18 protein-coding genes are annotated in these 25,538 nt (G+C 65.6%); 5 read left to right on the forward strand and 13 right to left on the reverse strand.

What is annotated here, in order from left to right; all coding sequences use genetic code 11:
* Window positions 1–34 precede the first annotated feature (34 nt).
* Window positions 35–538 carry a host attachment protein gene (locus IFU00_20005; GenBank protein ID MBD8544564.1) on the forward strand — a complete coding sequence of 168 codons (504 nt, stop codon included), beginning with the start codon at window positions 35–37 and terminating at the stop codon, window positions 536–538.
* A gap of 63 nt (window positions 539–601) precedes the next feature.
* Here IFU00_20005 and IFU00_20010 read toward each other — a convergent pair whose 3' ends face one another.
* The 4 genes from IFU00_20010 to IFU00_20025 all read right to left on the reverse strand — a co-directional run bounded on the left by IFU00_20010 (window position 602) and on the right by IFU00_20025 (window position 6,517).
* The gene (locus IFU00_20010; GenBank protein ID MBD8544565.1) at window positions 602–3,922 is read right to left on the reverse strand and encodes a DEAD/DEAH box helicase; all 3,321 of its coding nucleotides are present in this window, start codon (window positions 3,920–3,922) and stop codon (window positions 602–604) included.
* 58 nt (window positions 3,923–3,980) lie between these two features.
* Window positions 3,981–4,415, reverse strand: coding sequence for a NirD/YgiW/YdeI family stress tolerance protein (locus tag IFU00_20015; GenBank protein ID MBD8544566.1), 435 nt, complete (start codon window positions 4,413–4,415; stop codon window positions 3,981–3,983).
* Window positions 4,416–4,491: 76 nt separating this feature from the next.
* Window positions 4,492–5,862 (reverse strand): sensor histidine kinase N-terminal domain-containing protein, encoded by a 1,371-nt coding sequence (locus IFU00_20020; GenBank protein MBD8544567.1) that lies wholly within the window; start codon window positions 5,860–5,862, stop codon window positions 4,492–4,494.
* Complete coding sequence (locus IFU00_20025) at window positions 5,852–6,517, reverse strand: response regulator transcription factor (protein MBD8544568.1); 666 nt, start codon at window positions 6,515–6,517, stop codon at window positions 5,852–5,854. The genes IFU00_20020 and IFU00_20025 overlap by 11 nt, the downstream gene beginning before the upstream one ends.
* Window positions 6,518–6,666: 149 nt before the next feature.
* Between IFU00_20025 and IFU00_20030 the strand changes: the two genes are divergently transcribed.
* On the forward strand, window positions 6,667–7,059 hold the full coding sequence (locus IFU00_20030) for a hypothetical protein (protein ID MBD8544569.1): 393 nt from the start codon (window positions 6,667–6,669) through the stop codon (window positions 7,057–7,059).
* 21 nt (window positions 7,060–7,080) lie between these two features.
* On the opposite strand, the gene IFU00_20035 is transcribed toward IFU00_20030, so the two are convergent.
* From IFU00_20035 to IFU00_20045, 3 genes are all read right to left on the reverse strand, one after another.
* A complete protein-coding gene (locus IFU00_20035; protein MBD8544570.1) occupies window positions 7,081–7,290 on the reverse strand; it encodes a DUF2945 domain-containing protein in 210 nt (69 codons plus the stop codon).
* A gap of 56 nt (window positions 7,291–7,346) precedes the next feature.
* Window positions 7,347–8,486, reverse strand: a complete 1,140-nt coding sequence (locus IFU00_20040; protein ID MBD8544571.1) for a glutathione-independent formaldehyde dehydrogenase — start codon at window positions 8,484–8,486, stop codon at window positions 7,347–7,349.
* Between the two features lie 242 nt (window positions 8,487–8,728).
* The gene (locus IFU00_20045; protein MBD8544572.1) at window positions 8,729–10,246 is read right to left on the reverse strand and encodes a BCCT family transporter; all 1,518 of its coding nucleotides are present in this window, start codon (window positions 10,244–10,246) and stop codon (window positions 8,729–8,731) included.
* A gap of 204 nt (window positions 10,247–10,450) precedes the next feature.
* Between IFU00_20045 and IFU00_20050 the strand changes: the two genes are divergently transcribed.
* Together IFU00_20050 and IFU00_20055 are read left to right on the forward strand one after the other, a co-directional pair.
* Window positions 10,451–13,402 (forward strand): DUF4214 domain-containing protein, encoded by a 2,952-nt coding sequence (locus IFU00_20050; GenBank protein MBD8544573.1) that lies wholly within the window; start codon window positions 10,451–10,453, stop codon window positions 13,400–13,402.
* A gap of 138 nt (window positions 13,403–13,540) precedes the next feature.
* Complete coding sequence (locus IFU00_20055) at window positions 13,541–14,470, forward strand: helix-turn-helix domain-containing protein (GenBank protein MBD8544574.1); 930 nt, start codon at window positions 13,541–13,543, stop codon at window positions 14,468–14,470.
* On the opposite strand, the gene IFU00_20060 is transcribed toward IFU00_20055, so the two are convergent.
* The 6 genes from IFU00_20060 to IFU00_20085 all read right to left on the reverse strand — a co-directional run bounded on the left by IFU00_20060 (window position 14,467) and on the right by IFU00_20085 (window position 24,456).
* Window positions 14,467–15,771 carry an MFS transporter gene (locus IFU00_20060; protein MBD8544575.1) on the reverse strand — a complete coding sequence of 435 codons (1,305 nt, stop codon included), beginning with the start codon at window positions 15,769–15,771 and terminating at the stop codon, window positions 14,467–14,469. The two genes, IFU00_20055 and IFU00_20060, sit on opposite strands and share 4 nt — an antisense overlap.
* Window positions 15,768–18,068 (reverse strand): carbohydate-binding domain-containing protein, encoded by a 2,301-nt coding sequence (locus tag IFU00_20065; protein ID MBD8544576.1) that lies wholly within the window; start codon window positions 18,066–18,068, stop codon window positions 15,768–15,770. The genes IFU00_20060 and IFU00_20065 overlap by 4 nt, the downstream gene beginning before the upstream one ends.
* Window positions 18,069–18,114: 46 nt before the next feature.
* Window positions 18,115–20,748 carry a TonB-dependent receptor gene (locus IFU00_20070; protein MBD8544577.1) on the reverse strand — a complete coding sequence of 878 codons (2,634 nt, stop codon included), beginning with the start codon at window positions 20,746–20,748 and terminating at the stop codon, window positions 18,115–18,117.
* Window positions 20,749–20,930: 182 nt separating this feature from the next.
* The gene (locus tag IFU00_20075; GenBank protein ID MBD8544578.1) at window positions 20,931–22,283 is read right to left on the reverse strand and encodes an HD domain-containing protein; all 1,353 of its coding nucleotides are present in this window, start codon (window positions 22,281–22,283) and stop codon (window positions 20,931–20,933) included.
* Between the two features lie 212 nt (window positions 22,284–22,495).
* A complete protein-coding gene (locus tag IFU00_20080; GenBank protein ID MBD8544579.1) occupies window positions 22,496–23,149 on the reverse strand; it encodes a hypothetical protein in 654 nt (217 codons plus the stop codon).
* Window positions 23,150–23,313: 164 nt separating this feature from the next.
* Entirely contained in the window at window positions 23,314–24,456 is a 1,143-nt protein-coding gene (locus tag IFU00_20085) for a beta-lactamase family protein (protein ID MBD8544580.1), read from the reverse strand.
* Window positions 24,457–24,539: 83 nt separating this feature from the next.
* Between IFU00_20085 and IFU00_20090 the strand changes: the two genes are divergently transcribed.
* Window positions 24,540–25,526, forward strand: a complete 987-nt coding sequence (locus IFU00_20090) for an LLM class flavin-dependent oxidoreductase (GenBank protein ID MBD8544581.1) — start codon at window positions 24,540–24,542, stop codon at window positions 25,524–25,526.
* Window positions 25,527–25,538 lie beyond the last annotated feature (12 nt).

Here is a 25,538-nt window from a genome sequence, read left to right on the forward strand (position 1 = left end):
GATGCGCCCACTCACCATTCAATCAGGGGACTCTATGCCTACAACCTGGATTATCGCGGCCAATGCCGGTCGTGCACGTATTTTTGCCGATGCCAAATCTGCCAAGTCGCTGCAAGAAGTGGAAGACATGGTCAATCCTGCTGCACAGCAGCGCGTGAGCGACATCGTGACCGACCGACTGAGCCCGCGCTCGGCCGGCAATAGCGGCCACAATATCGGCGGCGGCCAGGGCGGCGGCTTCGAGCACGCCACCCAGGCAGGCGCGCCGGGCAGCGACTACCAGCCAGCGGTCACGCCAGCCGAGCACGAAGCGCAAAAGTTTGCCAAGGACGTCGCCGCGTACCTGTTGCAAGGGCAGCAGAAAGGCCAGTACCAGCACCTGATCGTGTCCGCATCGCCCGAGTTCCTGGGCCTGCTGCGCACGGCAATCGATCCGCAGGTCAAGGCGCTCATCACGCATGAGCTCAACAAGGATTACACGCACTCGAGCGGTCACGAACTGCGCGGCCAGCTCGCGGCGCATCTCGAAAAAGCCTAAGGTCGGCTGACCGCAAGGTCGCGCCAACCCTGACAGGCCCGCCATTTCGGCGGGCCTGTTGCGTTATGGCCGTGCGTGTTCGGCCGGCGAGAAGATCTCGCGCAGGTCGTCGGCCCCGATGGCCGGCGCCAGTTCGGTGTCGCCCGCCAACAGGGCATTGGCCAGATCGCCCTTGCGGCGCTGCATGTCCTGGATTTTTTCTTCCAGCGTGCCGCGCGCGATCAGCTTGTAGACGAAGACCGGCTGCGTCTGGCCAATGCGCCAGGCGCGGTCGGTGGCCTGGTTTTCACTGGCCGGGTTCCACCACGGATCGTAGTGGATGACGGTGTCGGCCGCCGTGAGATTCAGGCCCACGCCGCCGGCCTTCAGGCTGATCAGGAATACGCCCACCTGCCCCGACTGGAACGCAGCCACCGGCGCGGCGCGGTCAACCGTGCTGCCGGTGAGTTCGACGTAGGCGATGCTGCGCGCGTTGAGTTCATCGGCAATCAGCGCCAGCATGCTCGTAAACTGCGAAAACACCAGCACCTTGCGGCCTTCGCTGATGAGCGTGTCGAGCAATTCCATCAGCGCCTCGAGCTTGGCCGAACCGCCGGCCGCGCCCGTCTTGAGCAGGCGCGGATCGCAGCACACCTGGCGCAGCTTGAGCAGCGCCTCGAGAATCACGATGTGGCTGCGCGCCAGGCCCTTGCGATCGATCTCGTCACGCACCTTGCGGTCCATCGCCACGCGCACCGTTTCGTACAGGTCGCGCTGGACGCCGCCGAGCTCGACCGGCAGGATGATCTCGGTCTTGGGTGGCAGTTCGGTCGCGACCTTGTCCTTGGTTCGGCGCAGCATGAACGGTTTCAGGCGCCGCACCAGCAGGTCCTTGCGACCCATGTCGCCGCCCTGCTCGATCGGTTTGCGAAACACGGTGTTGAAGCCTCGCTCGTCGCCCAGCAAGCCCGGCATCAGGAAATGGAACTGCGACCACAATTCGCCCAGGTGGTTCTGTACCGGCGTGCCGGTCAGGCACAGGCGATGGCGCGCGTCGAGCAGGCGCGCTGTCTGCGCCGCCTTGCTGCGGCTGTTCTTGATGTACTGCGCTTCATCGAGGATCAACAGGTGATAGCGGTGACCGCGCAGCGCCACTTCGTCGCGCCCGAGCAGCGCGTAGGTGGTCAGGACCACGTCGACGTCGCCGATGCCATCGAACAGCGCCGTGCGCTCCTTGCCGTGCAATAGCAGTACGCGCAGGCCGGGCGTGAACCGCGCCGCTTCGGCCTGCCAGTTGGGCATCAGGCTCGTGGGCGCCACGACCAGCGCCGGGCGATCGAGCCGCCCCGCTTCTTTCTCGACCAGGATGTGGGCCAGCGCCTGGATCGTCTTGCCCAGGCCCATGTCGTCGGCCAGGATGCCGCCGAATTCATACTCGCGCAAAAATTGCAGCCAGGCCAGGCCGCTGCGCTGGTAGGGCCGCAGGTCGGCCTGCAGGCCAACGGGCAACGCGACCGGCCGGATGCCGTCGAAGTCGTTGAGCTTGCGGCCCAGTGCGCGCAGGCGCTCGCCGCCCATCCAGCGCAGGTGTGCTGCTCGCTCGAGTTCGGCCAGCCGCGCCGCATCCATCACCGGCAGGCGCACCCGGCTGCCCATGCGCTCATTGAAGTACAGCTCGCCCAGCGTGACCAGGATCGGCTTGATGCGGCCCCAGGTCACGGCCACGCGTGTTTCGTCGTCGAGTTCGATCACCAGGTCGCCCTCGTCGGCGCGCGTGGCCAGGACCACCGGATCGAACTCCTGCGGCGCGGCGCGTATCATCTTGAGCAGCAAGGGCAGCAACGCGTGCCGCTGGCCATTCACGACAATGCCCAGCTCGAGCGCGAACCAGGCTTGCCCGCCCTCGCCTTCTTCATCGAGTTCGGCGTACCAGTCATCGACCTCGGCCAGGTGGTAGCGATAATCGGCTTCGATCTCGACCTGCCAGCCGGCCGCCTCCAGGCGCGGCAGCGCATCGCGCACGAAGCCGACCCAGGCTGCCTCGTCGGCAAGCTGCAAGGCACCGGGCAGATCCAGCAGTGGCGAGTCGGGTGGCGGTTCGGCAAACCCGAGCCCGGTCAGCAGCGCCCGCGCCGCTGCCTCGAGCGCGGCATTGCGCACGATGAGCTGGACCCTGGTGTTTTCGACGCGGCGCAGCACAGGCCCGTCGTCGGGTTCCGCAATCCAGCCATCGTAGTCGAACATCAGCGTGGCATGGTCGTACCAGCGGTAGTCGCCGCGCTGCCTGGCCAGCATGCTGTCGAGCACCAGCAGAGGTACCGGCGCCACGTCGCTGCGCTCACGCGTTTCCAGCACCTGCGGCAGCGGGAACACGCCATCCAGGCCAAGCTCGGCCATGCGCGTCGCCACGCTGGCGCGGTGCTCCGGCCACAGCAGCGGCGCCTGCTCCACCGCGCCGAGCAGCATCTCCAGCGGCAAGGGTGCCAGCAAAGCCGGCAGCGTCAGCTCCCCGATCAGGTCGCCATCGATGTAGCAGGCCGGTTCGGTTGGCAATACTTCGTCGGGAATCTGCTGCTCGCGCGCGCCGCCACCGGCAAATTGCCAGCTCAGCTGAAGCGCATCGGGATCGCCGTCGAGCGGATGCCAGTCGATCACGGCCGCGCGCTTCGGGCCGGCCAGCAATGGCGCGACCCGGCCACGGGCCAGATCCTCTGGCGTGTGGGCGCGCAGCAGCCGCTCTTGCGCGACCAGCTGGGCCAGCAGGCGTGCGCCCAGCGCGCCTTGCGGCCGCGCGACGCCCAGGCCGCCCGACGCTGCGGCCAGGCCGGCAAACTGCCGCAACAGTTCGACGTCACCGGTCGCGATCCAGGCAGGCGGATCGCGCAGCAGGCCGTGGTGGTTGACGTCGCTGGAGCTGGCGCCGATGCCGGCGCGCTTGCCCTGGCGGCCCTTGCGCAGGTGCAGCCGGGAGTGGCCGTGCAGATCCGGCACCAGAACCCAGGCCAGGATGGTCACGGCGCCCGTGGCCGGCAGTGCCGGCTGCGTGATCTGGCTCAGCTGCGAGAGCTGCATGAGCCAGTGCTGCGCGACGGCGTTGGCCGCGCCGGGGGCCTGTCGGGCTTCGCGTTCGCGGCACTCGATGTCCTTGATCAGGACCGACACCACGTGCTTGCAGTTGTAGCCGACGGGGCAGGTGCAACGACCGTCGAAGTTGACCTGCTCGCGGCGCGTGAACACGCGGATGGTCTGATGGTAGGTTGCCCCGCCGCTGCCGGCGACTTCGCCGACCAGCCGGTCGGCCTGCCACTGCGCGACCAGGACATGGCCGTCATCGGCGTAATCGTGGCCACGCTGCAGGGCGCCGGGGTCGAAGTTGTGCGTCAGGTCGGCGTAATCGTAATGCATGGGCAAATCGGTCAATCATGGCGGCGAAGCCACCATTATCGCCCGAACACGTCAGTTCTTACTGCGCGACGACCTTGATCTGCTCGACGTCCACGGTAGAGTCGCCAAACATTTCCTTGTCGAACTCGCCCGTGAGTTCCACCAGCGTGTTGTGATCGACCGTCACGCCGGCAGGGAAACGGTCCGCGTCGATCTCGACCATGATCTTGCCACTGGCATCGGTGAACTCGTAGTTCTCGTCGCCCTTGTGGCTGGTGAGCTTGCCCTTGAGGCGCACGTACTGGTCATCCTTGCCATTGGCCAGCAAGTCCTTGGCGGTCATCAACGGCGCGCCCGACGGACCGGCATAGCCCGATGGCGCGGCCTTGGCGGCCGGGGCGGCGGTCGCGGTTGCAGCCGGCGTTGCAGTCTGGGTTGCCGCGGTCTGGGCGACAGCGGCGGCCGAACCGGTGATCAACAGGGCGATGCAGGCGATGTGCGAAATACGTTTCATGGTCAAGTCCTCGGTAGTTGGTGGGTCGTTGCCTGCACAGCGTTGGCAGGCACAGACGCATTACACCGGCGGGACATTAAACCGATCTTAAGGGCGCATCGAAGTCGAGCGTGACACCCAGGCCGCGCCCGTCCAGGCCTGTACCGAAGGCCAGCGCGATGCCGTGCAGATCGGCGATGCGCCGGACGATCGACAGCCCGAGTCCGCTGCCCGGCTGGCCCTGCCCCAGCACGCGGAAGAAGCGCTCGCTCAGGCGCGCGCGGCTGGCGGCATCCACACCCGGGCCATTGTCGCGCACGGCAATGCGGTCGAACCCGCCGTGCCGGCGCGCATCGATGGCAATGCGGCTGCCGTCCGGGCAATAGCGCAGCGCATTGTCGAGCAGGTTGCGCAGCACGATGTCGAGCATCTGCGGGTCGGCCTCGACGTGTTCGAGCGCGCAGTGTACGGCGATGGTGATGCCGCGCGCCGCTGCTTCCTGCGCATGCGCGCCGACGAGGCGCTCGAGCAGCGCCGGCAGGGGCACGGGCTGGCGCACCAGTTGTTCGCGCGCCAGCGGGTCCAGACGCGCCAGCGTCAGGAGGCTGTCGACCAGCCCGGTCGTGCGCGCGATATCGTGGCGCAGCTTCTGGAACGGCGCGGCCAGTTCGGGATGCTGTCGCTGCAGCAGCTGCACATGCATGTGCAGCCCCGCCAGCGGCGTGCGCAACTCGTGCGCAGCGTCGGCCGTGAAGCGGCGCTCGGCCTGCAGCGCCGCCTCCAGGCGGCCCAGCACGCCATTGAGCGCCTGCACGATCGGCAGCACTTCGCGCGCCTGGCCGGCGGTGGGCACCTGTGTCAGGTCGTGCGGTGTCTTGGCCGCGATCGTTGCCGCCGTCTGGCGCAAGGGTTTCAACACGCGTCCGGTCAGCACCCAGCACACGAGCGCCAGCAGCAGCAGGAAGCCCAGCACGGGCAGCCACAGCGATTCGGCCAGTTCTTCGAGGATATCGAAGCGCTTGCTCTGCTGCTGGCCAACCTGCACCTCGACGCTGCGCGCCGCGTCGCGCACGACGAACACGCGCCACGGATCGCCGTTGTTGCGCACGTCGGCGAAGCCGTCCTGCTCATCGAAATCCGTCACGAACGGCTGCGCGGGCGCGCCGCCAGTACGCTGGATGACGCGCCCGTCCGTCACAATCTGGTACTGCATGTCGACCTTGCGGCCGGGCCGGCTCTCGAGCCCGGGCCGCAGCAACAGGCCGCGCTCGTTCCAGTCGGTGGTGGCGGCCATGATCATGTGGCCCGATTCTTCCAGCGCATCGTCGAACACGTCATTGGTTTCCTGCCAGGCGATGACGGTGACGATGCCCAGGCTGGCCAGCCACAGCACGGTGCTGGCAGCAACGATGGCCGTCAACAGGCGCCGGCGCAGCGACCACGGCTTCACCGGCAAATCATTCACCATCGGTCTTCATCCGGTAGCCCAGCCCGCGCACGGTGACGATGCTGTCGCTGCCGAACTTCTTGCGCAGGTTGTGCACGTAGACCTCGATGGCATTGCTCTCCACTTCGTCGCCCCAGCCGTACAGCGTCTCTTCGATCTGGGCGCGGGTGACGATGCTGTTCTTGCGCAGCAGCAGCGCATACAGCACGTTGTACTCGCGCGCCGTCAGCGCGACAGGCACGCCGCGCAGGCTGGCCGCCTTGGTGTCCAGGTTCAGGGCGATCTCGCCGTGCACGAGGTCATTGCTCACCTGGTTGGCGCCGCGGCGCACGGCCGCGCGGATACGGGCCGACATTTCCTCGAGTTCGAACGGCTTGACGAGGTAATCGTCGGCGCCCAGGTCCAGGCCTTCGACGCGATCGGCGAGCGCATTGAAGGCCGTGATCAGGATGACGGCCACGCCATTGCCGGCGGCGCGCAACTGGCCCAGCAAGGCGTCGCCGGACAGGCCCGGCAAGCCGCGGTCGAGCAGCACGCAGTCATAGCGATGGGTCATCAGGGCCGTCTGCGCCGAGTCGCCACGCTGGACCCAGTCGACGGCGTGACCATCGAGGCGCAACCAGGCCTGGATGGTGTCGCCAAGGGAGAGGTCGTCTTCGACGAGCAGAATGCGCATGATGTGGAATGAGTGAATGGAATGCCTTGCCATGCTTGCGCGACAAGGTGAACCGAATCTTAAAGCATGGGCGACGTGGATGAGAATGCGTGAGTTTTCAGCGATACCGATGCCGTAGACTGGCAATTTTCCACGTTCGACTTCACGCCATGACCTTTCGACTTGCATTGACCTGCCTTGCTGCGCCGGCCGCGTCGCTGATGGCGTGCCTCGGCATGCTGGCAACCGGCCCGGCGCTGGCAGCCGACACGAATTTCTGTACCTCGATGTGCGAATCGACGCAGCGCGAATGCCGCGTCGAGGCCAGTTCGGGTGGCAAGGAACGCTTTGTGCCGCCGCCCGAGACCGCTGCCCGCAATCCGCTGGCGCGAACGGCCGAGGGCGCAGTGCCGGGCCAGGGCGCGCGCGCCCTGCAAGCTGCAGGCGACACGCACCGCCGGCTCGACCGCGCTGATCGCTGTGACAAGTCCTACCAGCAGTGCAAGCGCAGCTGCGTCGTCGAGTCCGGGACGAAACAGCAGACAGCGCCAGCGCAACGCTGATCATCAGACCAGCACAGGCAACTACGCTTTCTTCAGCGCCGACGCCTTGTGCGCCGCCTCTGCCCCGGTCTTGTCGCTGACCACCAGGTATTCCGGATGTTCTTTGGACGCCGCGACATGGTGACTCTTGATGTCGGTCGGCGCTGTCAACTTCTTCTTGATCTTGCCGGTGACCGTGCCCTGGGATGACTCCCACTCCACCTTGTCACCGGCCTTGAACGTTGTCGTCATGCTCATGCTCCTTTCAGCAATGACGTGAACCGGGCTGCCCCGGCCCACGTTGCAACTTACTGGCCCGGCTTCAGGATCACCTTGGTCCAGCCATCAGCGCGCTCATCGAACTTCTTGTACGCGTGCGGCGCTTCGTCCAGCGACAGCTCGTGCGAGATGATCTGCGACGGCTTGGCGCGGCCGGCGTGGATCAGCTTGGCAAGGCTGCGGTTGTACGCCTTGACGTTGGCCTGGCCGTTGCCGATGCGCTGGCCCTTGAACCACAATTTGCCGTAGTCGAACGCCAGCTTGCCTTCCTTGGCCAGCTCGTCCTTCGCACCCGGATCTTCGGGCAGGAACACGCCCACCACACCGATGCCGCCGGTTGGCTTGACTGCTTCGACCAGATTGTTCATCGTCAGGTTCGGCACTTCCTTGCCATGCTTGTCGCAGCACTGGTAGCCCACGCATTCGCAACCGCAATCGGCGCCCTGGCCGTCCGTCAGTTCCTTGATCTGCGCCGCGCCGTCGCCTTCGATGTCATTGATGCCGATCGCGCCCATCTTCTCGGCCAGCGCCAGGCGGTCCTTGTTCGGGTCGACGACGAACACGCGGCTTGCGCCCTTGAGGAAAGCCGACATCGCGGCCATCAGGCCCACCGGACCAGCGCCATAGATGGCCACCGAGTCGCCCGGCTTCATCTGCGCCAGTTCGGTTGCGTGGTAACCGGTCGGGAAAATATCCGACAGCATCACGTAATCGTTTTCCTTTTCCTGTGCATCCTTTGGCAGCACCAGGCAATTGAAGTCGCCGTATGGCACGCGCAGCAGTTCAGCCTGGCCACCGCTGTACGGGCCCATGCCGGCAAAGCCGTAGGCCGCACCCGCGTTGCCCGGGTTGCAGGTCAGGCAAAAACCGGTCAGGCCGCGCTCGCAACTTTCGCAAAAGCCGCAACCGATATTGAATGGCAGGCAGACCATGTCGCCGACCTTGACGCGGTCGACGGCCTTGCCGACAGCGATGACTTCACCCATGTTTTCGTGACCCAGAATGCGGCCCGTTTCCATGCTGGTACGACCTTCGTACATGTGCAGGTCAGAGCCGCAGATGTTGGTGGTCGTGATGCGCACCAGCACATCGGTCGGCTTCTCGATCGTGGCATCCGGCACGTTCTTGATCTGGACGTCGCATGGTCCGTTGTAGACAAGTGCTTTCATTGGGTTCCCTTCGTGAGGCGTTCGGTGAATAAAACACCTACTTTGGGAGTCGCACGATTGATGCTCTGTTCGCCAGGTCACAGACCGGGCGGCAGCGGCGCATGCGCCTACGTGGCATGGCCCGTTAGTGTGCCAAGTCGATGACGGGAGGAAATTTGACAGCTCGCTGTGGAGCATCAGCGCATGAAAAAACGGCCAGCCCGCAACTGCGGCTGGCCGTTCGTGTCGTACGAGATTGACGCTTACTTCTCGACGATCTGGCGCACCCGACGGCGCAGTTCGCGTTCCTGCTTCTCGTGCGCCGTCCAGTCTTCACGCACCCCACGCCAGAGCGAGATCAGCATCAGGATGATGACCAGCGAGAACGGCACGGCAAACACGATGGTCGCGGTCTGCAGCGCCTTCAATCCCCCTGCCAGCAACAGGCTGATCGCAATACCGGCGATCAGGCCGCCCCACAGCAGCTTGGTGCGGGTCGACGGATTCGGATTGCCGCCGCTGCTCATCATGCCCAGCACCAGCACGGCCGAATCGCCCGACGTGACAAAGAACACCAGCACCAGGATCGTGGCCACGCCCGACATCAGCATACCGAACGGCATTGCGTCGAACATCGCGAACAGCGCAGTGGCCGTGTCGGCGCGCACGGCGTCGGCAATCGGGATCTGCTGCCAGATCTGCATGTGCAGCGCCGTGCCGCCAAAGATCGAGAACCAGATGAACGCCGCCAGAGTCGGCGCCAGCATCGTGCCCAGGATGAATTCACGGATCGTGCGGCCACGCGAGACGCGGGCGATGAACAGGCCCACGAATGGCGACCACGAAATCCACCAGGCCCAGTAGAAGATGGTCCAGCTGCCGACCCAGGTGCTGTCGCGGAACGGCGTCGCGCGCAGGCTCATGCGGACGAATTCGGTGACGTAGTTGCCCAGCGTGCTGGTCAGCGTGTCGATGATCGCCACGGTCGGGCCAAGGATGAACACGGCCAGCGCCAGCAGCGCGGCCAGGGACATGTTGGCGTTCGAGAGGATCTTCACGCCGCGCGTGACACCGCTGACGGCCGACCCGAGGAACATGACGGTAGCCAGCACGATGATGCCGATCTGCGACGCCTCGCTCACTTGCAGGCCGAACACGGTATTCAGGCCATTGTTGATCTGCAGCGCTCCCACGCCAAGCGACGCTGCGACACCGAAGGCGGTCGCGACCACGGCCAGGCCGTTGAAGAACCCGCCCATGTGCTTGACGATCGGCCACGGCAGCGCGTCCGTCACGGTGCTGACCAGGGCGACACCGCCGCGCCGGTACTGGAAGAAGGCAATGGCCAGCGCCACGGCGCTGTACACCGCCCACGGGTGGATACCCCAGTGGAAGAACGTATAGCGCATGGCGGCGCCCGCCGCTTCCGGCGTGTTCGACACGGTGCCGGGTGGCGCTTCGATGTAGTGCGAGATTGGTTCGGCCACGCCAAAGAACACGAGGCCGATGCCCATGCCGGCAGCAAACAGCATCGAAAACCAGCTGCCGAGTGCGAATTCCGGCTCGTCGTCATCGCCGCCGAGTTTCAGGTTGCCATAACGGCTGAAGGCCAGGAAGGCAACGAACACCACCATGCCGAGGACGACCCAGAGGTAGAACCACCCGAAATTGCGGGTGACGGTAGCAAGCGCGGTCTCGAAGACCGGGCCCATGGTATCGGGCGAAATGACACCCCACAGAACGATGGCGAGGATGAAGCCCGCCGATAATGCTGTCTGCATAGTTTCTCCAGAGACAGAACGCGCGGGGCGTTGTGATAGTTAAATGACCACGTAATTGTAAGTGATTTGTAAATTTGCTGCGGCGCAGCAACTGTATGGCGTGCGCGATCTGTATGCAAAACGCATCAGGCTGTCAATTATCTGGACAGGGATGTGCAGTTCCGCAATAGTCACGGCCATTACGATATTCACTGGATTTTTCGCATGATCAATGCCCTGCTCCAAAGCGCCGGCCCCGGCCCCGGCCCCGTCAACCTGACCGGTACTGAACAGAATGACACCATCCATGGCAGCGACCAGCGCGACAACATCGACGGCGGTGAGGGGAATGACACGATCTACGGTTACGGTGGCAATGACGACCTGCGAGGCGGCGGCGGCGACGACCGCATCGAAGGCGGCGACGGGGATGACCGGATCGAAGACAGCCTCGGCGCCAACCACTTTTTCGGCGGCAACGGTAACGATACCTTGACCGGTTCCAGCGGCAGCACCTACGCTGGCGGCGCCGGCAACGACTATATCCAGATCAGCTGGTTCACGAACGGCGTGGCAACCGTCGCCGATGGCGGCGCCGGCGACGACACCATTGCAATCGATATCGCGGGCGTCATGGTGGGCACCGGCAGCCTGGCCGGTGGTGCCGGCAGCGATCGCTTCGTCCTGAACCAGTTTGGTCCGCTTAATTTAGCGCAAGAGATCGTGATCACCGACTTCACGACCGGCGCGGGCGGCGACCAGATCGACATCCGCCGGATGTTCAACGTCGAACCGGTCGGCAATCCCTTCGACACGGGTATCCTGCGACTGGTCGCGTCCGGCGCCGACACCCTGCTGCAAAAACAGAGCACGGGCGATCCTGCGCTCTATCTCACGTTGGTCACGCTGCGGGGCGTCACGCCCGGGCAGGTCGGCGCAGCCAATTTCGTCGATGGCTTCGATCCGCGCGGTGGCACCACCGGCATGCTCCTGACCGGTACTGCCGGTAACGACATGCTCAACGGCACGGTGCTCGACGACCGGCTGCTGGGATTGGGCGGTAACGACGCTCTGTTCGGCGGCGCCGGCAACGACATGCTCGACGGTGGCGACGGCGATGACACGCTGCGCGACGGTGCCGGTGACAACGTCCTGCGCGGCGGCGCAGGCAAAGACCGGCTCGAGAGCTACTCGGAAGGCACCAATCTGCTCGAGGGTGGCATCGGCAATGATTATCTGTCCGGTGGCAGCGGCGCCGACACCATGCTGGCAGGCGCCGGCGACGACTACCTGAACCTGCGCGGCAACGGTGCGCCGGGCCGCACCATCACTGTCGACGGCGGAGATGGCAACGACACCCTGGTGTTCGACGAGACGCGCAACGCCGTGGCGATCCGTGCCAGCGGCGGGGCCGGCGCCGACCTGTTCGAAGTCCTGGCAACCGGCACCAACCTGATCATCACCGACTTTGGCGGCGCCGACCGCATCGACCTGAGCCGTGGTCTTCCGTATGGCCTGACGGACAATCCCTTCGGCGCTGCCGGTTATCTGAACGCACGCCAGGAAGGTGCGGACGTTGCGTTGTACATCGATCTTGACGGTGTCGCGGGCAGCACGCATGCGTTCGAGCTGGCGGCGGTCCTGGCCAACGTCTCGCTGGCATCGCTCGGCAGCACGCAGTTCGTCAACGGCTACCACCCCAATGGCAGCAGCCAGGGCAGCGTGCAGACCGGCACCGCTGGAAATGATGTGCTGGTGGGCGACACACAGGACGATACGATCGATGGCGGCGATGGCGACGACCAGCTCGACGGGCGCGCCGGCAACGACACCCTGCGCGGCGGCGCGGTCAGAAAGATCATCGGCGGCGCCGGCAACGATGAGATCACGCTGAGCCACGGCAGCGAACCGGCCGACGCGCCAGGCCTGCAGATCGATGGCGGCGAGGGCGACGATACGATGAGGTTCCAATATCTGGACACGTCGCGCCGGATCGACGTCACGGGTGGCAGCGGCAGCGACCATTACAGGTTCAACGAATTCAACGATCCGGCCGCAGTGCTCACGATCCGTGATTTCCAGACCGGCGCCGGCGGCGATATGCTGGACGTTTTTTCCTTCTTTTACTACCGCGCCGACAATCCCTTCGGCACGGGCGGCGGCGCGCGCATGGTGCAGTATGGCAGCCACGTGCTGCTCCAGATCGATGCAGACGGCGCGGCCGGTCCACGCACGTTTGCGACCCAAGTTGTGCTCGAGAACACGACGGTCAGTGCCTTCACGTCCGACAACTTCCATGAGGGCAGCCATCCGGACGGCTCGTCGCGCGGCCAGACGGTCGCTGGCAGCCTGCTCGACGATCGCCTCTCCGGTGGCCGGCTCGACGATCTGGTACGCGGCCTGGCCGGCAATGACACCATCAACGGTGGCGCTGGCAACGACGTGCTCGAGGGTGGCGACGGCAGGGATTTCCTGAACGGCAATGAAGGCAACGATGAATTGCACGGCGGCGACGGTAACGACGTTCTGGAGGACAGCCTTGGCAACAACCGGTTGTATGGTGACGACGGCAACGACGTGCTCATTGGCGGGGCCGGCGGCGACCTGCTGCATGGCGGCGCCGGGATCGACACCGTCCGTTACACGGCCGGACGCGACAACTACACGATTGCCGGCTCGGCCGCGACCGGCACCTGGACCATCCATGAACGGGTAGCAGGCATGAACGACAACCGCGACCAGCTCGAGTCCGTCGAACGTCTGCAATTTGCCAACCGCACGCTGGCCCTGGATCTGGACGGCGCCGCCGGCCAGGCCTACCGCATTTACCGCGCCGCGTTTGACCGCGCGCCCGACGAAATTGGTCTGGGTTACTGGATCGCCGCACTCGATCGCGGCGCATCGCTCGGCGCTGTCGCCGGCGGGTTTGCCGATTCGCGGGAGTTCCGTGACATGTACGGCGCGGCGCCGAGCAATGCCGCCGTGGTCGGTCTGCTCTACCGCAATGTGCTGGACCGTGCGCCGGACGACAGTGGCTTCGCCTTCTGGCTCGACGTCCTCGACTCGGGCCGCGACAACGTGGCAGGCGTATTGGCCTCGTTCAGCGAAAGCGGTGAAAACGTTGCGGCAGTGGCGGACCTGATCGGCCAGGGCATCGCTTACCAGCCCTGGGAGTGATGAGGCGCGGCGGGGCGCGGACTGTATTTTCCAGGCTACACATAGTTCGCCACGGCAGCGGGTTTGGTCGCATAATTCAGTAACGCTGTCATGACGATCTTCGATATGCCACTGACCCACGCCGCCCTCGCCCACCGCATGCCACCTGCCGCTCCCTGCGTGGCGCCGCGGGTACCGGTGTCGCGTCTGTCGCGCCTGTACGAAGTCATGGACCTGATGCTCGACTCGGTCGGCGATCCGCTGGCCCTGGGCAGCCTGGCCGCGTCAGCCAGTTATTCGAGCTACCACTTCGACCGCATCTTCCGTGAGCTGACCGGGTTTTCAGCGGTGGAGTACCAGCGCAAGCGGCGCCTGCGCCGCGCCGCGCACCTGCTGCGCCACGAGCCGGACGTACCGGTCGGGCGCATCGCGCAGGATTGCGGCTTTCCGTCCAATGCAGCGTTCGCCAAGGCCTTCCGCCAGCAGTTCGGCATGCCGGCCAAATCCTGGCGCGACGGCGGCTGGCGCATCTACATGGATGCCCAGGTCGGGCGCGAAAGCGATGTCAGTTTCTTTGTCGCCGAGCCGGGCGAACTCACCGCGCTGAACACCCCTTACTGCGCGCCCGTACCGGGCAGCGTTGCCGCGCGCGTCACGCTGCGCCAGTTGCCGGCCCTGCAGCTGCGCTACCAGCGCTTCTTCGGCCAATCCGGCGCGGCGCTGTCGCTGGCCTGCAATGCCTTCATCTGCGCACAGGAAAGCGCCGGCATCCCACGCGGGGCGCCGTGGTACGGCGTGTTCGACGAAGATCCGGGGTTTACGGGCGAGCGCGAATACTGCTACGACTTCGGCTTTGACGCCGGCGTGCTGGCCGACCCGGGCCTGGGGCTGCGCGTGCTGCCGGCCGGGATGGTGGCGATTCTCGAATTTCACGGCGAGTGGCCGCGCTTTCGGGCCATGTACGAAGACTGGCTCGAACACCAGAGCGTGTGGCGACTCGATGCGACGCGGCCCCATGTCCAGAAGGTCGCGCGCACCGACGATGGCGGGTGGCAGGGCTGGCTGGCCCTGCCGGTCAAACGGCGCTAGTTGTTCTCCACCGCGTTGTCAGGCGCCTCGATGCGCATGAAGCGGCTCAGCACCAGCACCGGCAGCGCCGCCACCAGCACCCACAGAAAGAAATCCCGATAACCCAGCGCCTGCTGGATGTCGCCGCTGATCGTGCGAAACAGCACAAACCCCAGTTGCATGAAGCCGGTGCCCAGCGCGTAGTGCGCCGCCTGGTACGGGCCGCTGGCGACCACCTGCATGATGAACAGGATCACGCCGACAAAGCCGAAGCCATAGCCGAACATCTCGAGCCCCAGCGCACTGACAATCAGCGGCATCGAGACGGGTTGCGCGTCGCTCAGGTACCAGAACACGGCATTGGGCAGGTTCATCGCCAGGATCAAGAGCGGCAATGCGCGCTTGAGGCCCAGCCAGGCCGTGAAGTAGCCGCCAGCAATGCTGCCGATCAAAAAGGCCGCCGTGCCGACCGTGCCATACACCCAACCCACCTGGCCGGTGGTCAAGCCCAGGCCACCGGCCTCGCGCGCGTCGCGCAGGAACAGCGGGCCGATCGACTGGATCTGCCCTTCCCCGGCGCGAAACAGGATGATGAACAGGATCGCCATCCAGATGCCGCGCTTGGCAAAGAACGTCTTGAACACGTCGACCAGCGTGGCCTTGACGTCGCGCGCATGACGGATCCGCCCCGCGAGCTTGGGCGTGGCGGGCAGCGCGTGCCAGTGGTACAGGCCCAGCGTCACCATCAGGCCGCCGAGCAGCAGGAACACGACAGTCCAGGCAGCAGCAATGCCGAAGCGCTCTTCGAGTTCGCCCGCCAGGATCAGGAGCCCGCCGAGCGAGAGGAACTTGGCGGCGTTGAAGAAGGCGCCCTGCCAGCCGGCATACGCCGCCTGCTCGCGCGCCGTCAGGCTGCTGATATAGATGCCGTCGGCGACGATGTCATGGGTGCTCGAGGCCAGCGACACGATCGCCAGCAGCGCCAGGCACAGGGCAAACCACATCGGCAGTTGCAGGGCCAGCGCAACCATTGCCAGGCAGGCGCCGCCGAAGATCTGGCAGGTGACGACGGCCATGCGCCGGCTCGGGGCCAGTTCCAGGAACGGACTCCAGAGCGCCTTGAAGGCCCAGGCCAGGCCAAGCAGGCCCGTCCAGCGCGCGATCTGGTCGTTCGGAACGCCCATGCTCTTGAGCATCTGGCCGGCGACCAGCGCCACTGCATAGAACGGCAAGCCCTGCGCCAGGTACAGCGTGGGCACCCACGACAGCGGATGGCGCCGTGGCGCATGGTGGACCGGGGCAGCGACCAGCGTCTCGTTCATGGCGATTCCAGATGTAGGGTGACGATGCGGCTCACACGACCGTGCGTGTCGATGCTGGCCAGTTTCACGATGCCTGCGCCGTGCAGGGGCACCGGATGAACGTAACGGGCACTGCCCGCGTCAGGGTCGCGGCCATCGACAGTGTAATGCAGGCCCAGACCGGGAAAGGCGGTATTCGCCTGCAGCATGCCGTTCTCCACGCGGGCGCCCGGCGGCGGCAGGCGGTAATGCCAGCCTTGCCGGTCCAGGCGTGGCAGCTCGCGCCGGCCAAGCCGGTTGGCAAATTCATTCCAGTCCGGATTCGTGTCCGGTGGCGACCACGCGCGTTCGGCCAGGCCGAGCAGGCGTGGCATGGCGAGATACTCGAGCCGCGCGCGCGAGCACACGTTCTCGCCCCAGAGCTGGCCTTGCAGGCCGGTGACGCCGGCGCTCGGTGCCAGATCGAACGCATCGCGCGTGCCGACGAAACCGGCCCAGTAGTAGCCTGGTTCCAGCGGATGCTTGGCGTGCGCGAAATCGAAATACAGGCTGGTGGCATTGGCCAGCACGACGTCGAAACCGGCAGCGGCCAGTTCGGTAGCGCAATCGCGTTCGTGCGGCAAGCCGCCGTTGTTCCAGACATAGACATGAAAGTCGCGCCCGGCCTGGCGCCGGTCGGGCGCCAGCACGCCATCGGCGCGCGGTGTCAGCGCTGTTTCTTCCCATCCGGCAAACGCAATGCCGTGACGCGCCAGGATCGCGCGGCAGCGCGCCTGGAAGTCGTCGCGCAACTCGCGCACATCCGTCCACCCATGGGCGCGCATGCTGGCCTGACAGACAGGCGAACCGACCCAGGCGCCGCCAGGGACTTCGTCGCCGCCCGTGTGCAGGACGGTCAGCGGCACCTCTGCTTCCCGGTACAGCGCCGCCACCTCAGCAACGACGGTGTCGATGAAGCGATCGACCGACGGCAGCGCGATGCACATCACGTTGTCGTGCCACAGCTGCACCGATTCATAGGCCGACATGTCGGCCGGGTCGCTCAGCAAAAACTCGTCGGCGCCGGCGAGGTCGCCCGCCGCCATCAGGCGCGCATGGCGCACGCGCATCGCTTCGACGGCCGCGCGCGCGTGGCCGGGCAGATTGAATTCGGGGATGACGTCGATGTGGCGCGCTTTGGCATGGCGCAGGATCGTGATGAACTCCTCTGCCGTATAAAAGCCGCTGCCGCTGGATGCATCGACGGCGGCGCCGGAGCCGAACGACGGTGGCAAACAAGCGCCAACGCCACGCTGCGCGCCGATGGCGGTCAGTTCCGGCAAGGCGGCAATCTCCAGGCGCCAGCCCTCATCGTCGGTCAGGTGAAAATGAAAGCGGTTGAGTTTATAGGCGGCCATGCAGTCGAGCAGGCGCAGCACGGTGTCGACACTGGAAAAGTGGCGGGCAACGTCGAGCATCATGCCCCGATAAGCGTAGCGCGGCGCATCCTGCACCGCGCCCAGCGGCAGCGCGCCATCGGGCGACACCAGCTGCGCCAGGCTTTGCAGGCCGTTGAATACGCCGTGCGCGCTGGCGCCCGTGAGCGCCACGCGCTGCGCATCGATCTCGAGCGAGTACGCTTCGGGCCCGGGTTCAGCGACCGGCCCGATGGCGAGCGTCACCACGCCCTCGCCCGGCGGCAGGTCGGCCAGCAGCGCGCGCAGGAACCGCACTTCATTGTTCAGCCCTGCCCCTTGCACGATCGCCGCGTCGCGCCCCACACGGTACTGGCCGCCAGTAAAGTGCGCCGAGCGTGGACGCGGTGTGATGCGCCCGACCTCGGCCTCGGGCAGAGTCGACAGCGCCGCGTTCTGCGCAAAGCGCCAGGCCGCATCGGCGGTGGGCACCGTGTCACCCCATTTGCGGTGCCGCTGCTCGGGGCGCACGAACGGCGCGATGACCGGGTCGCCCAGATCGACAGCCGCGCCGCATTGTCCTGGCAGCAGGTAAAAGCCCAGTGGCGCATCGGTGATGCTGATGGCCCAGTGCAGCGCCTCGTAGTCGAGCGTGTGCGTTTGCCCCGGCAACCAGGCGTCGCCCCCCGGCATCGACAGTGCGAACAGGTCGCCATTGACGTGCGCGATGGTGTAACCGGCACTGACCGTCTCGGCCAGGATCTTGCGACAGGTGTTGAAGCACAGCGTCCAGCCGGGCGCGATGGGATCGCAGCCATCGTTGCGCAGCACGAGACGCGCGCTGAACGCATCGTCGCGTATGAAATTGCTCAGGCATTCCCAGGCGATGTGGATCGCCGGGCCGCCATCGGATCGGTCCGTCATGGGTGTCCATTTGGATGCGGGGCGGCCAACGCCGCCCCTGGGCTGATTACAGCTTGCCGCGCAGGCCGAGGTAGAAGGTACGGCCGTTCGAGTAGAAGGCGCGTGGCCGGTCCTCGTTTTCGGCGTACATCTTGATGGTCTCGTTGGTGAGATTGAGCGCGTCGAACGTGAGCGTGAAGCGTTCGCTCAGCTTGACGTTGATCGAGCCGGCCAGCGACGGCATGTCGTCCACGTGCTGGCTCGCGCCGCGGTCCACGCCGGCCTTGTACTTCGAGCGCCAGTTGTAGGCCAGGCGCGCCGAGAAGCGTTCGTTCTCGAAGTAGCCGGTCACGTTGTAGGTATTGCGCGACGAGTTGATGAGTTCACCGCCATCGTCGAGCTCACCATCGGCGAACGTGTAGTTGACCAGGAAGCCGAAGTCACGCGCCACCGGCTGCTGCCAGCTCAGCTCCACGCCGCGATTGCGCCCGCTCGTGTTGTACGGCGACGTGATCTGGTACTCGGTCAGCGTGCTGCGCTTGTTGTTGTAATAGGTACCGGTCGACGTGCCCTGCGCCACGATCGAGCGCAGGTCCATGTAGAACAGGCCCGCCGACAGCAGCGCCTTTGGCGCGTAATACCACTCGGCGCCGATGTCGAAGTTGGTCGAGCGCACCGGTTCCAGATTGACGTTGCCGCCGTTGCCGCTCAGCGCGTCGTCGTTCAGCGACACCGAGCCACCCAGCGCGCTGTAGTCAGGGCGCGCGATGGTCTTGGCCAGCGCCGTGCGCAGTACCAGATCGGGCGTTACGTTGTACTTCAGGTTGGCGCTTGGCAGGTAGTCGCGGTAGGTGCGCTTGAACGTCGTCGGCGTGTAGGCGCCGAAGGCCGAACCGGTGATCGGCGCCGGACCGCCCGGCAGATTGACGATCGTGTTCTGGCGCGTCTCGACAGCGCGCAGGCCGACGTTGCCGCTCCAGCCGTCGCCGCCGAAGTCGACCATGCCGTACAGCGCGGCCGTTTTCTCGCCCACTTCGAATTCGTTCATCCAGTTATGGCGCAGCACGTAGTCGAGCAGACGGTTGCCGGGGATCGCGCCCCAGGCGCCCAGCGCCGCGCCGTCATATTTAAAGTAGTTCGATGCGAGATTGCCGCCCAGGTCACTGGCGAAGTCGCTCGGGTACAGCTGGCCGTTCCAGGCCGGGCCCGGATTGCTGAAACCCAGCGGGCCGGGACGGGTTTCCAGCGGATGCTCGGCGGTGCGCTGGTGATCGGTCCAGCGCGCGCCAAAGCGCACGGCCTGGAAGGTCGGATTGTCCAGGCGCAGCTCGCCGTCGAGCTGCGCGTACTGTTCCTTGTCCACCGACTGTGATTCACCGCCGCCGGCCCAGGCGGTCGAGCCGGGTGACACCGTGTTGCCGCCGGGGTAGCTGACCGATGCCGGCGAAAGCCCGTTCAAGCCGTACACCATGCCGCCGTCGACATTGTTCTGGTAGTAGACGTCGTCGCGGTCCCAGCCCACGCCGTGGGTCTTGCCGAGCTTACCCGAGAGCGAGAAGCGCTCGTTGACGCGCCATTTGCCGTTGAAGTCCAGATACCACGATTCGCCGCCCGCATCCGGACGGTAGATGTTGTCGACCTCGCCCGCATTGCGCGTGAATTCGGCCGCCACCAGCGTGTTGTTGCGCACGACGGGATTGATGGGAATCAGGTTCAGGCTGTTGATCGAGTTGGCCGGCGCGGCCAGCCAGTTGGTGTTCTGGTGCGGTGCTTCGAGCTTCGAATAGAAGCCGTTGAAATCCAGCGTCAGGTCGCGGTTCGGGCGCACCTCGATGTCGAACGCGCCGCCTTCGCGCTTCTTCTCCTGCTCGAACAGCGCGGCGCCGATGAAGGTCGGCACGACCACGCCGGCCAGCGCCGGGTTGGCAAGCGCCGCCGCGCTGGTCGCGCTGATCGGGGTGTAGCCGAGGATTTCCTGGCCATCGCGCCGCACGGAGGATTTCTCGGAGAATCCCTGGATCAGGATGCCGGCCGTGTTGGCGGCGTTCTTCCAGTTCACGAGGCCCGACAGATGCGGCTTGGTCTCACCCGACAAGTCGTTGTAGTTGGCCTGCACCGAGCCTTCGACGGTGAGCTGCTGACGGAAGTCGAGCGGGCGGCGCGTGATGACGTTGATGGCGCCGGAAACGCCGCCTTCGACCAGATCGGCCGTCGGGCTTTTCTGGACGACGATCGAGCCGACCAGCTCGGACGGCAGCAACGAGAAGCTGCTCGAGCGGCCGACATTGCCGCCGATCTGGTTCAGCACGAACCAGTCGCCGGTGCTGATCGCGTGGCCGTTGAACAGCGTCTGCTGCAGGCTCGGGCTGGTGCCGCGCAGGCTGACGCGGTCGTTTTCGCCGAAGCCGCCTTCGCCGCCGGCGGACGATTGCGTGTTCACGCCGGGCAGGCGCTGGATGGCATCGGCCACGTTTTTATCGGGCATCTTGCCGATGTCTTCGGCAGTGACCACCTCGACGACGGCATCGCTGTCGCGCTTCTGGCGCAGCGACTGTTCGAGCGCAGCACGCACGCCCGTCACCACCACGGTCTGCGGCGCCAGCACCGGCGCTTCCTGCGCGCCTGCCCCGCTCATCGCCAGGATTGTCACTGCCGCTGCGATCGCGGTCCGCTGATACTGCCGTGCCTTCAACTCATTCATGTGCGCTCCAAAAAACCAGGTTGGCTATCGGGTATTGGAGCCTGTCCCAAGCAATCCGGACAGGCTCTCAGTGAGCGCATTGTGGTGGCATCCGGGATGCCGTGTTTGTCAAATCTTGCTATCCGGAAGAGGAATTCATCACACTGACATGTGACTGTGGCAGGCGGAACCTGGCGGCAGATTCAGGGCGCCGGGAACGGCACCAGCGCCAACCCGCGCTTGAGCGCATCGAAGCAGGCCGGGTCGAGCGCGGTCCCCACGGTCTTTTCCATCATCTCGAGCGCCTGCGGGATCGGGATCGCGCCGCGGTATGGGCGCTCGGCGGTGATGGCATCGAAGATGTCGGCGGTGGTGATGATGCGTGTTTCGAGCCGGATGTCGTCGGCATGCAGGCCGCGCGGGTAGCCGTTGCCGTCGAGGCGCTCGTGGTGGGCGCCGGCAATTGACGCCAGTTCGGCAAACGCCGCGATGCGGCCCAGGATCGTTTCGGTATATTCGGCGTGCTGGCGCACGGCGGTCCATTCGTCGCGGTCGAGCGAGCCAGCTTTGTCGAGCACGCTGTTGCTCACGCCCAGCTTGCCGACGTCGTGCAGCAGCGCGCCGCGCTTGAGCCAGCGGCGGCGCTGCGCCGACAGCCCGAGCGCCTCGCCGATCATGTCGGTGTACAGCGCCACGCGTGCACTGTGGCCGCTCGTATACGGGCTCTTGGCATCGACCACCTGGCCGAAGGCGGTGGCGATATCGTCGAGGTAGTCTTCGTCGAGCGCGACTTCGTGGCCAGCCGGCTCCAGTGCGAACACGGCGCGGTCCAGGTCCGGTGCGGCCAGCTTGCGCCAGAAGGCATCCTCCAGCGCGACCTGCCCGAACGCCGCAACCAGCTGCGGATCGAACCAGCTGCCGGCGCGCGCGGTCGCTTCGTGCAGCGCGGCCTCGCGCCCGCCATCGGTGTGGAATACGTCGATCACTTGCGCCAGCAGCGCAATGCGCGCATACACGGGGATCGCGTCGCCCGCGAGCTGGGCCGGCTTGCCCTTGCCATTGACGTGTTCGTCGAGCGAATAGATACCTTCGGCCACGCCTTCCGGGAAGCGCAGCAGGCGCGCAATGTCGGCGCCGCGCTGGCAACGGGTGGCGATCAGGCCCTGGGCGATCTCGGGGCCGTCACGCAGGATGGTCATCACGCTGCGGAACCGCTCGGCCAGGCCGGCTTTCAGGCCGGTGTGTTTGAGCACGAAACCGAGCACCTGCGGCAGGCTGTCGCCCACCGTCTTGAAACTGCGCTTGAAGTCGAGGTCGTCCGTCAGGTACAGCTCGCAGATGCGGGCGGCATTGCTGCTGCAGCCAAGGTCCTTGAGCAGCAGCGTGTAATACAGCTCCCACAACTGGTCGTCATTCAGGCCGGCAACGCGGCCGATATGCATTCCGATCCAGCAGCAGCGCACGCAATGGCCAGCGGGCTGGCCTTCGGTAATGTCGAGCGCATAGCTCAGCGCGCCAATCAGCTCGGAGAGCTTCATGGCGCTGGGAGCCAGCATCTCCTGCGGCGCGTCGGGGTGCATCATAATTAGTTCCGTGTGGCAATAATTATGAATGGTACGCCACAACATCCGTGGAAGATCACCCACGCCATAATATTGACAACCGATGCGGCGCGGATACCACAGATGAAGCGACAACACCGGCGCGAGGCCGGTGTTGTGCTGGCGGCGGCTAAGCCACCCTTAGTGCTGACGCATTGCTGGTGCTATCAATAACCGCGGCCGGTGGTGCCGGTGGTACCCGTGCCCGTGCCGGTGGTGCCGGTGCCAGTACCGGTGGCGCCCGTGGTACCGGTGCCTGCTGCACCGCTGGTGCTGCCAGTCACGCCGGTCACGCCGGTCGTACCGTTGCCCATCGTACCGGTCATGCCGGTAGTGCCAGTCGCGCCGCTGGTGCTGCCCGTCACGCCCGTGGTGCCAGTGGTACCGGTAGCGCTGCCGGTCACGCCGGTCATGCCACTGTTACCCATTGCGCCGCTCGTGCTGCCGGTCACGCCCGTGGTGCCGCTGGTGCCGGTACGGCCCGTGGCGCCGACGGTGCCTGCGCGGCTGTCAACAACGCCCGCCGAACCGGTGGTGCCCGTCATCGGGCTGGTGCTGCTGCGGCGATCGTTCTGCGGCGTCATGCTGCTGGTGCCGGTGGCGCTCATCGATGAGCGGCCCGTCGAATCCTGCATGCTGCTGCCGGTCTGGCTACCGACCTGGCCCGAGGTGCCTGCCATGCCCGTGCCCATCGTGCCAGTTGCCGTACCAGTGCGGCCAGTTGCGCCGGCGGTGGTGCCCGTCTGTGCATGGACTGCAGTAGCACCCAGCATGGCAACCGTCAGCGATGCGCCGATCATTCCTTTGAGTAGCTTGTTCATGGTGTTCTCCTCAATTGTTTTGTATCGCGTGCCCGACACATGATTGCGTCAAGTCATGAATTGAGTGTACGGGCACCGTCAATATGGGCGCGCACAATACCGCTCGGAAATATTAAATCGTCGCCCAACAGCGCGTAATTTGCCGCCAAATGCAGCCATTTTTTTTATTGCTGAGCTGACAATGCTGCCAAGGCTGACAGTGTCCCGAGCTCGTCGTAGAGTGGCAGGATGCTGTTGCGGTCGTCCGGATACACCCGGTTGGACAGGAACACATAGAAGCTGCGCGACTGCGGATCGATCCATAAAATGCAGCCGGTATATCCCGTGTGGCCGTAGCTGCCGATCTGGTAATGCCTGCCGCGCGGCCGACGCGCGAACGGCGAATCGATGTCCATCCCCATGCCGCGCAGTGCCGCGATACCCGGTGGCGACTGCGCAGTGCTCAGCAGGCGCACGCTGTCGGCGTGCAGCACACGCACGCCATCGAGCTCCCCGCCGGCAAGCAGCATGCGGGCAAAGCGCGCGACATCCCGCGCGGTCGAGAACACACCGGCCGAGCCTGCCACGCCACCCATCCTGCGTACTGTCGGATCGTGAACATGGCCTTGCAGCACGGCGCCGGGGGCCAGATCGCGCTGCGCGCTGGACATGCTTGCCTCGACATCCACCGCGCCACGCTGGGTGGGTGCGATTGTCCGCCCGTCACAGCGCGCCAGCGGCCGATAGCCGGTGTCCCACATGCGCAGCGGCGCAAAGATGCGCTGCCAGGCAAACGCGTCCAACGGCACGCCGGCCACGCGTTCGATCACCGCGCCAAGCAGGATGTAGTTGATGTCGGAATAGCGAAATACACTGCCCGGCAGATGCGTCACGCGTTCGAGCGAAGCCAGCAGCAGCGCTGCTTCCCTGCCCTGCCACGCCGGACTTGCTGGCAGGCCGGCCCGCAAGCCAGACGTGTGCGTGAGCAATTGACGCACCGTGATCGCATCCTTGCCGCCGCCCGCGCACTCGGGAAGGTAGCGCAGCAACGGGGCGTCGAGGTCGATCTGGCCGGCTTCGTGCAGCAGCAGGATTGCCGCCGCCGTGACCAGCACCTTTGTCAGCGATGCAACGTCGAACACGGTGTCGCCGGCGACGGGCGCGGCATCCGGCCCGAAATCCAGACGGCCATACGCGCGCACTGCATGGGCTGCGCCCCGTTCGAGCCGGTACACCGCGCCGGGCAGCGACCGGGCTGCTACGGCAGCGTCGATGGCAGCATCAATTGCGGCCAGATGATGCCGGTTAAAGCTATTTTGGGCGCTCATGACGACATGATAGCTTGACAAGCGGCCAGTGCCGTTTTGGGCACCGTTGCACGCGTTTTTTCGCATCGGCGTATCATTGTTCCATGATCCCTTTATCGATACTCGACCTCTCGCCGATCGTTCAAGGCAGCGATGCGGCAACTTCCTTCAAAAGCTCCCTCGACCTCGCCCAGCATGGCGAACGCTGGGGTTACAACCGTTACTGGCTCGCCGAACACCACGGCATGCCGGGCATTGCGAGCGCCGCGACTGCGGTACTGATCGCCCATGTGGCAGCCGGCACGTCCACGATCCGCGTGGGCGCCGGCGGCATCATGCTGCCGAATCATTCACCGCTCGTGATCGCCGAACAATTCGGCACGCTCGCGTCGCTTCATCCGGGCCGGATCGACCTGGGCCTGGGCCGCGCGCCTGGTTCTGACCATACCACGGCGCGCGCGCTGCGCCGCAACCTGGCGTCGGACGCCGACGAGTTCCCGCAGGACGTCGTGGAACTGATGGATTACTTTGCCGGTTCAAGCCGCCGGCAGGTGCTGGCCGTGCCGGGCGCAGGCCTGGACGTACCATTGTGGATTCTCGGTTCGAGTCTGTTCGGCGCGCAACTGGCGGCGCACCTCGGCCTGCCGTATGCGTTTGCGTCGCACTTCGCGCCGCAGATGATGATGCAGGCAATCGACATGTACCGCAGCAACTTCCGTCCATCGGCGCAGTTGGCCGAGCCGTACGTCATGCTCGGATTCAATGTGTTCGCGGCTGACACCGACGAAGAAGCGCATCTGCTGGCCACGTCGATGCAGCAGGCGTTTGTCGCGCTGCGCACGGGCAATCCGGGCAAACTCAAGCCACCGGTCAGTGGCTACCTGGAAGCGCTGGACACGCCCGAGCGCATGATGCTCGACAGCGTACTCGCCTGCTCGGCGATCGGCTCGCGCGACACCGTGGCAGCCCAGCTGCACGCGTTCATCGACAAGGCCAAGCCGGACGAGATGATGATCACGTCGCAGATCTACGACCACGCAGCCCGCCTGCATGCGTACGAGATCACGGCCGATATCCGGCGCAACAGCTGACACCAGCGCTGA

The organism is Oxalobacteraceae sp. CFBP 8761, assembly GCA_014841595.1.
Classification (GTDB): domain Bacteria; phylum Pseudomonadota; class Gammaproteobacteria; order Burkholderiales; family Burkholderiaceae_D; genus Telluria.

Excerpts from the sequence above, each read along its gene's own strand:
- IFU00_20005 (MBD8544564.1), top strand. The coding sequence starts at position 35 with ATGCCTACAACCTGGATTATCGCGGCCAATGCCGGTCGTGCACGTATT.
- IFU00_20010 (MBD8544565.1), bottom strand. The coding sequence starts at position 3,922 with ATGCATTACGATTACGCCGACCTGACGCACAACTTCGACCCCGGCGCC.
- IFU00_20015 (MBD8544566.1), bottom strand. The coding sequence starts at position 4,415 with ATGAAACGTATTTCGCACATCGCCTGCATCGCCCTGTTGATCACCGGT.
- IFU00_20020 (MBD8544567.1), bottom strand. The coding sequence starts at position 5,862 with ATGGTGAATGATTTGCCGGTGAAGCCGTGGTCGCTGCGCCGGCGCCTG.
- IFU00_20025 (MBD8544568.1), bottom strand. The coding sequence starts at position 6,517 with ATGCGCATTCTGCTCGTCGAAGACGACCTCTCCCTTGGCGACACCATC.
- IFU00_20030 (MBD8544569.1), top strand. The coding sequence starts at position 6,667 with ATGACCTTTCGACTTGCATTGACCTGCCTTGCTGCGCCGGCCGCGTCG.
- IFU00_20035 (MBD8544570.1), bottom strand. The coding sequence starts at position 7,290 with ATGACGACAACGTTCAAGGCCGGTGACAAGGTGGAGTGGGAGTCATCC.
- IFU00_20040 (MBD8544571.1), bottom strand. The coding sequence starts at position 8,486 with ATGAAAGCACTTGTCTACAACGGACCATGCGACGTCCAGATCAAGAAC.
- IFU00_20045 (MBD8544572.1), bottom strand. The coding sequence starts at position 10,246 with ATGCAGACAGCATTATCGGCGGGCTTCATCCTCGCCATCGTTCTGTGG.
- IFU00_20050 (MBD8544573.1), top strand. The coding sequence starts at position 10,451 with ATGATCAATGCCCTGCTCCAAAGCGCCGGCCCCGGCCCCGGCCCCGTC.
- IFU00_20055 (MBD8544574.1), top strand. The coding sequence starts at position 13,541 with ATGCCACCTGCCGCTCCCTGCGTGGCGCCGCGGGTACCGGTGTCGCGT.
- IFU00_20060 (MBD8544575.1), bottom strand. The coding sequence starts at position 15,771 with ATGAACGAGACGCTGGTCGCTGCCCCGGTCCACCATGCGCCACGGCGC.
- IFU00_20065 (MBD8544576.1), bottom strand. The coding sequence starts at position 18,068 with ATGACGGACCGATCCGATGGCGGCCCGGCGATCCACATCGCCTGGGAA.
- IFU00_20070 (MBD8544577.1), bottom strand. The coding sequence starts at position 20,748 with ATGAATGAGTTGAAGGCACGGCAGTATCAGCGGACCGCGATCGCAGCG.
- IFU00_20075 (MBD8544578.1), bottom strand. The coding sequence starts at position 22,283 with ATGCTGGCTCCCAGCGCCATGAAGCTCTCCGAGCTGATTGGCGCGCTG.
- IFU00_20080 (MBD8544579.1), bottom strand. The coding sequence starts at position 23,149 with ATGAACAAGCTACTCAAAGGAATGATCGGCGCATCGCTGACGGTTGCC.
- IFU00_20085 (MBD8544580.1), bottom strand. The coding sequence starts at position 24,456 with ATGAGCGCCCAAAATAGCTTTAACCGGCATCATCTGGCCGCAATTGAT.
- IFU00_20090 (MBD8544581.1), top strand. The coding sequence starts at position 24,540 with ATGATCCCTTTATCGATACTCGACCTCTCGCCGATCGTTCAAGGCAGC.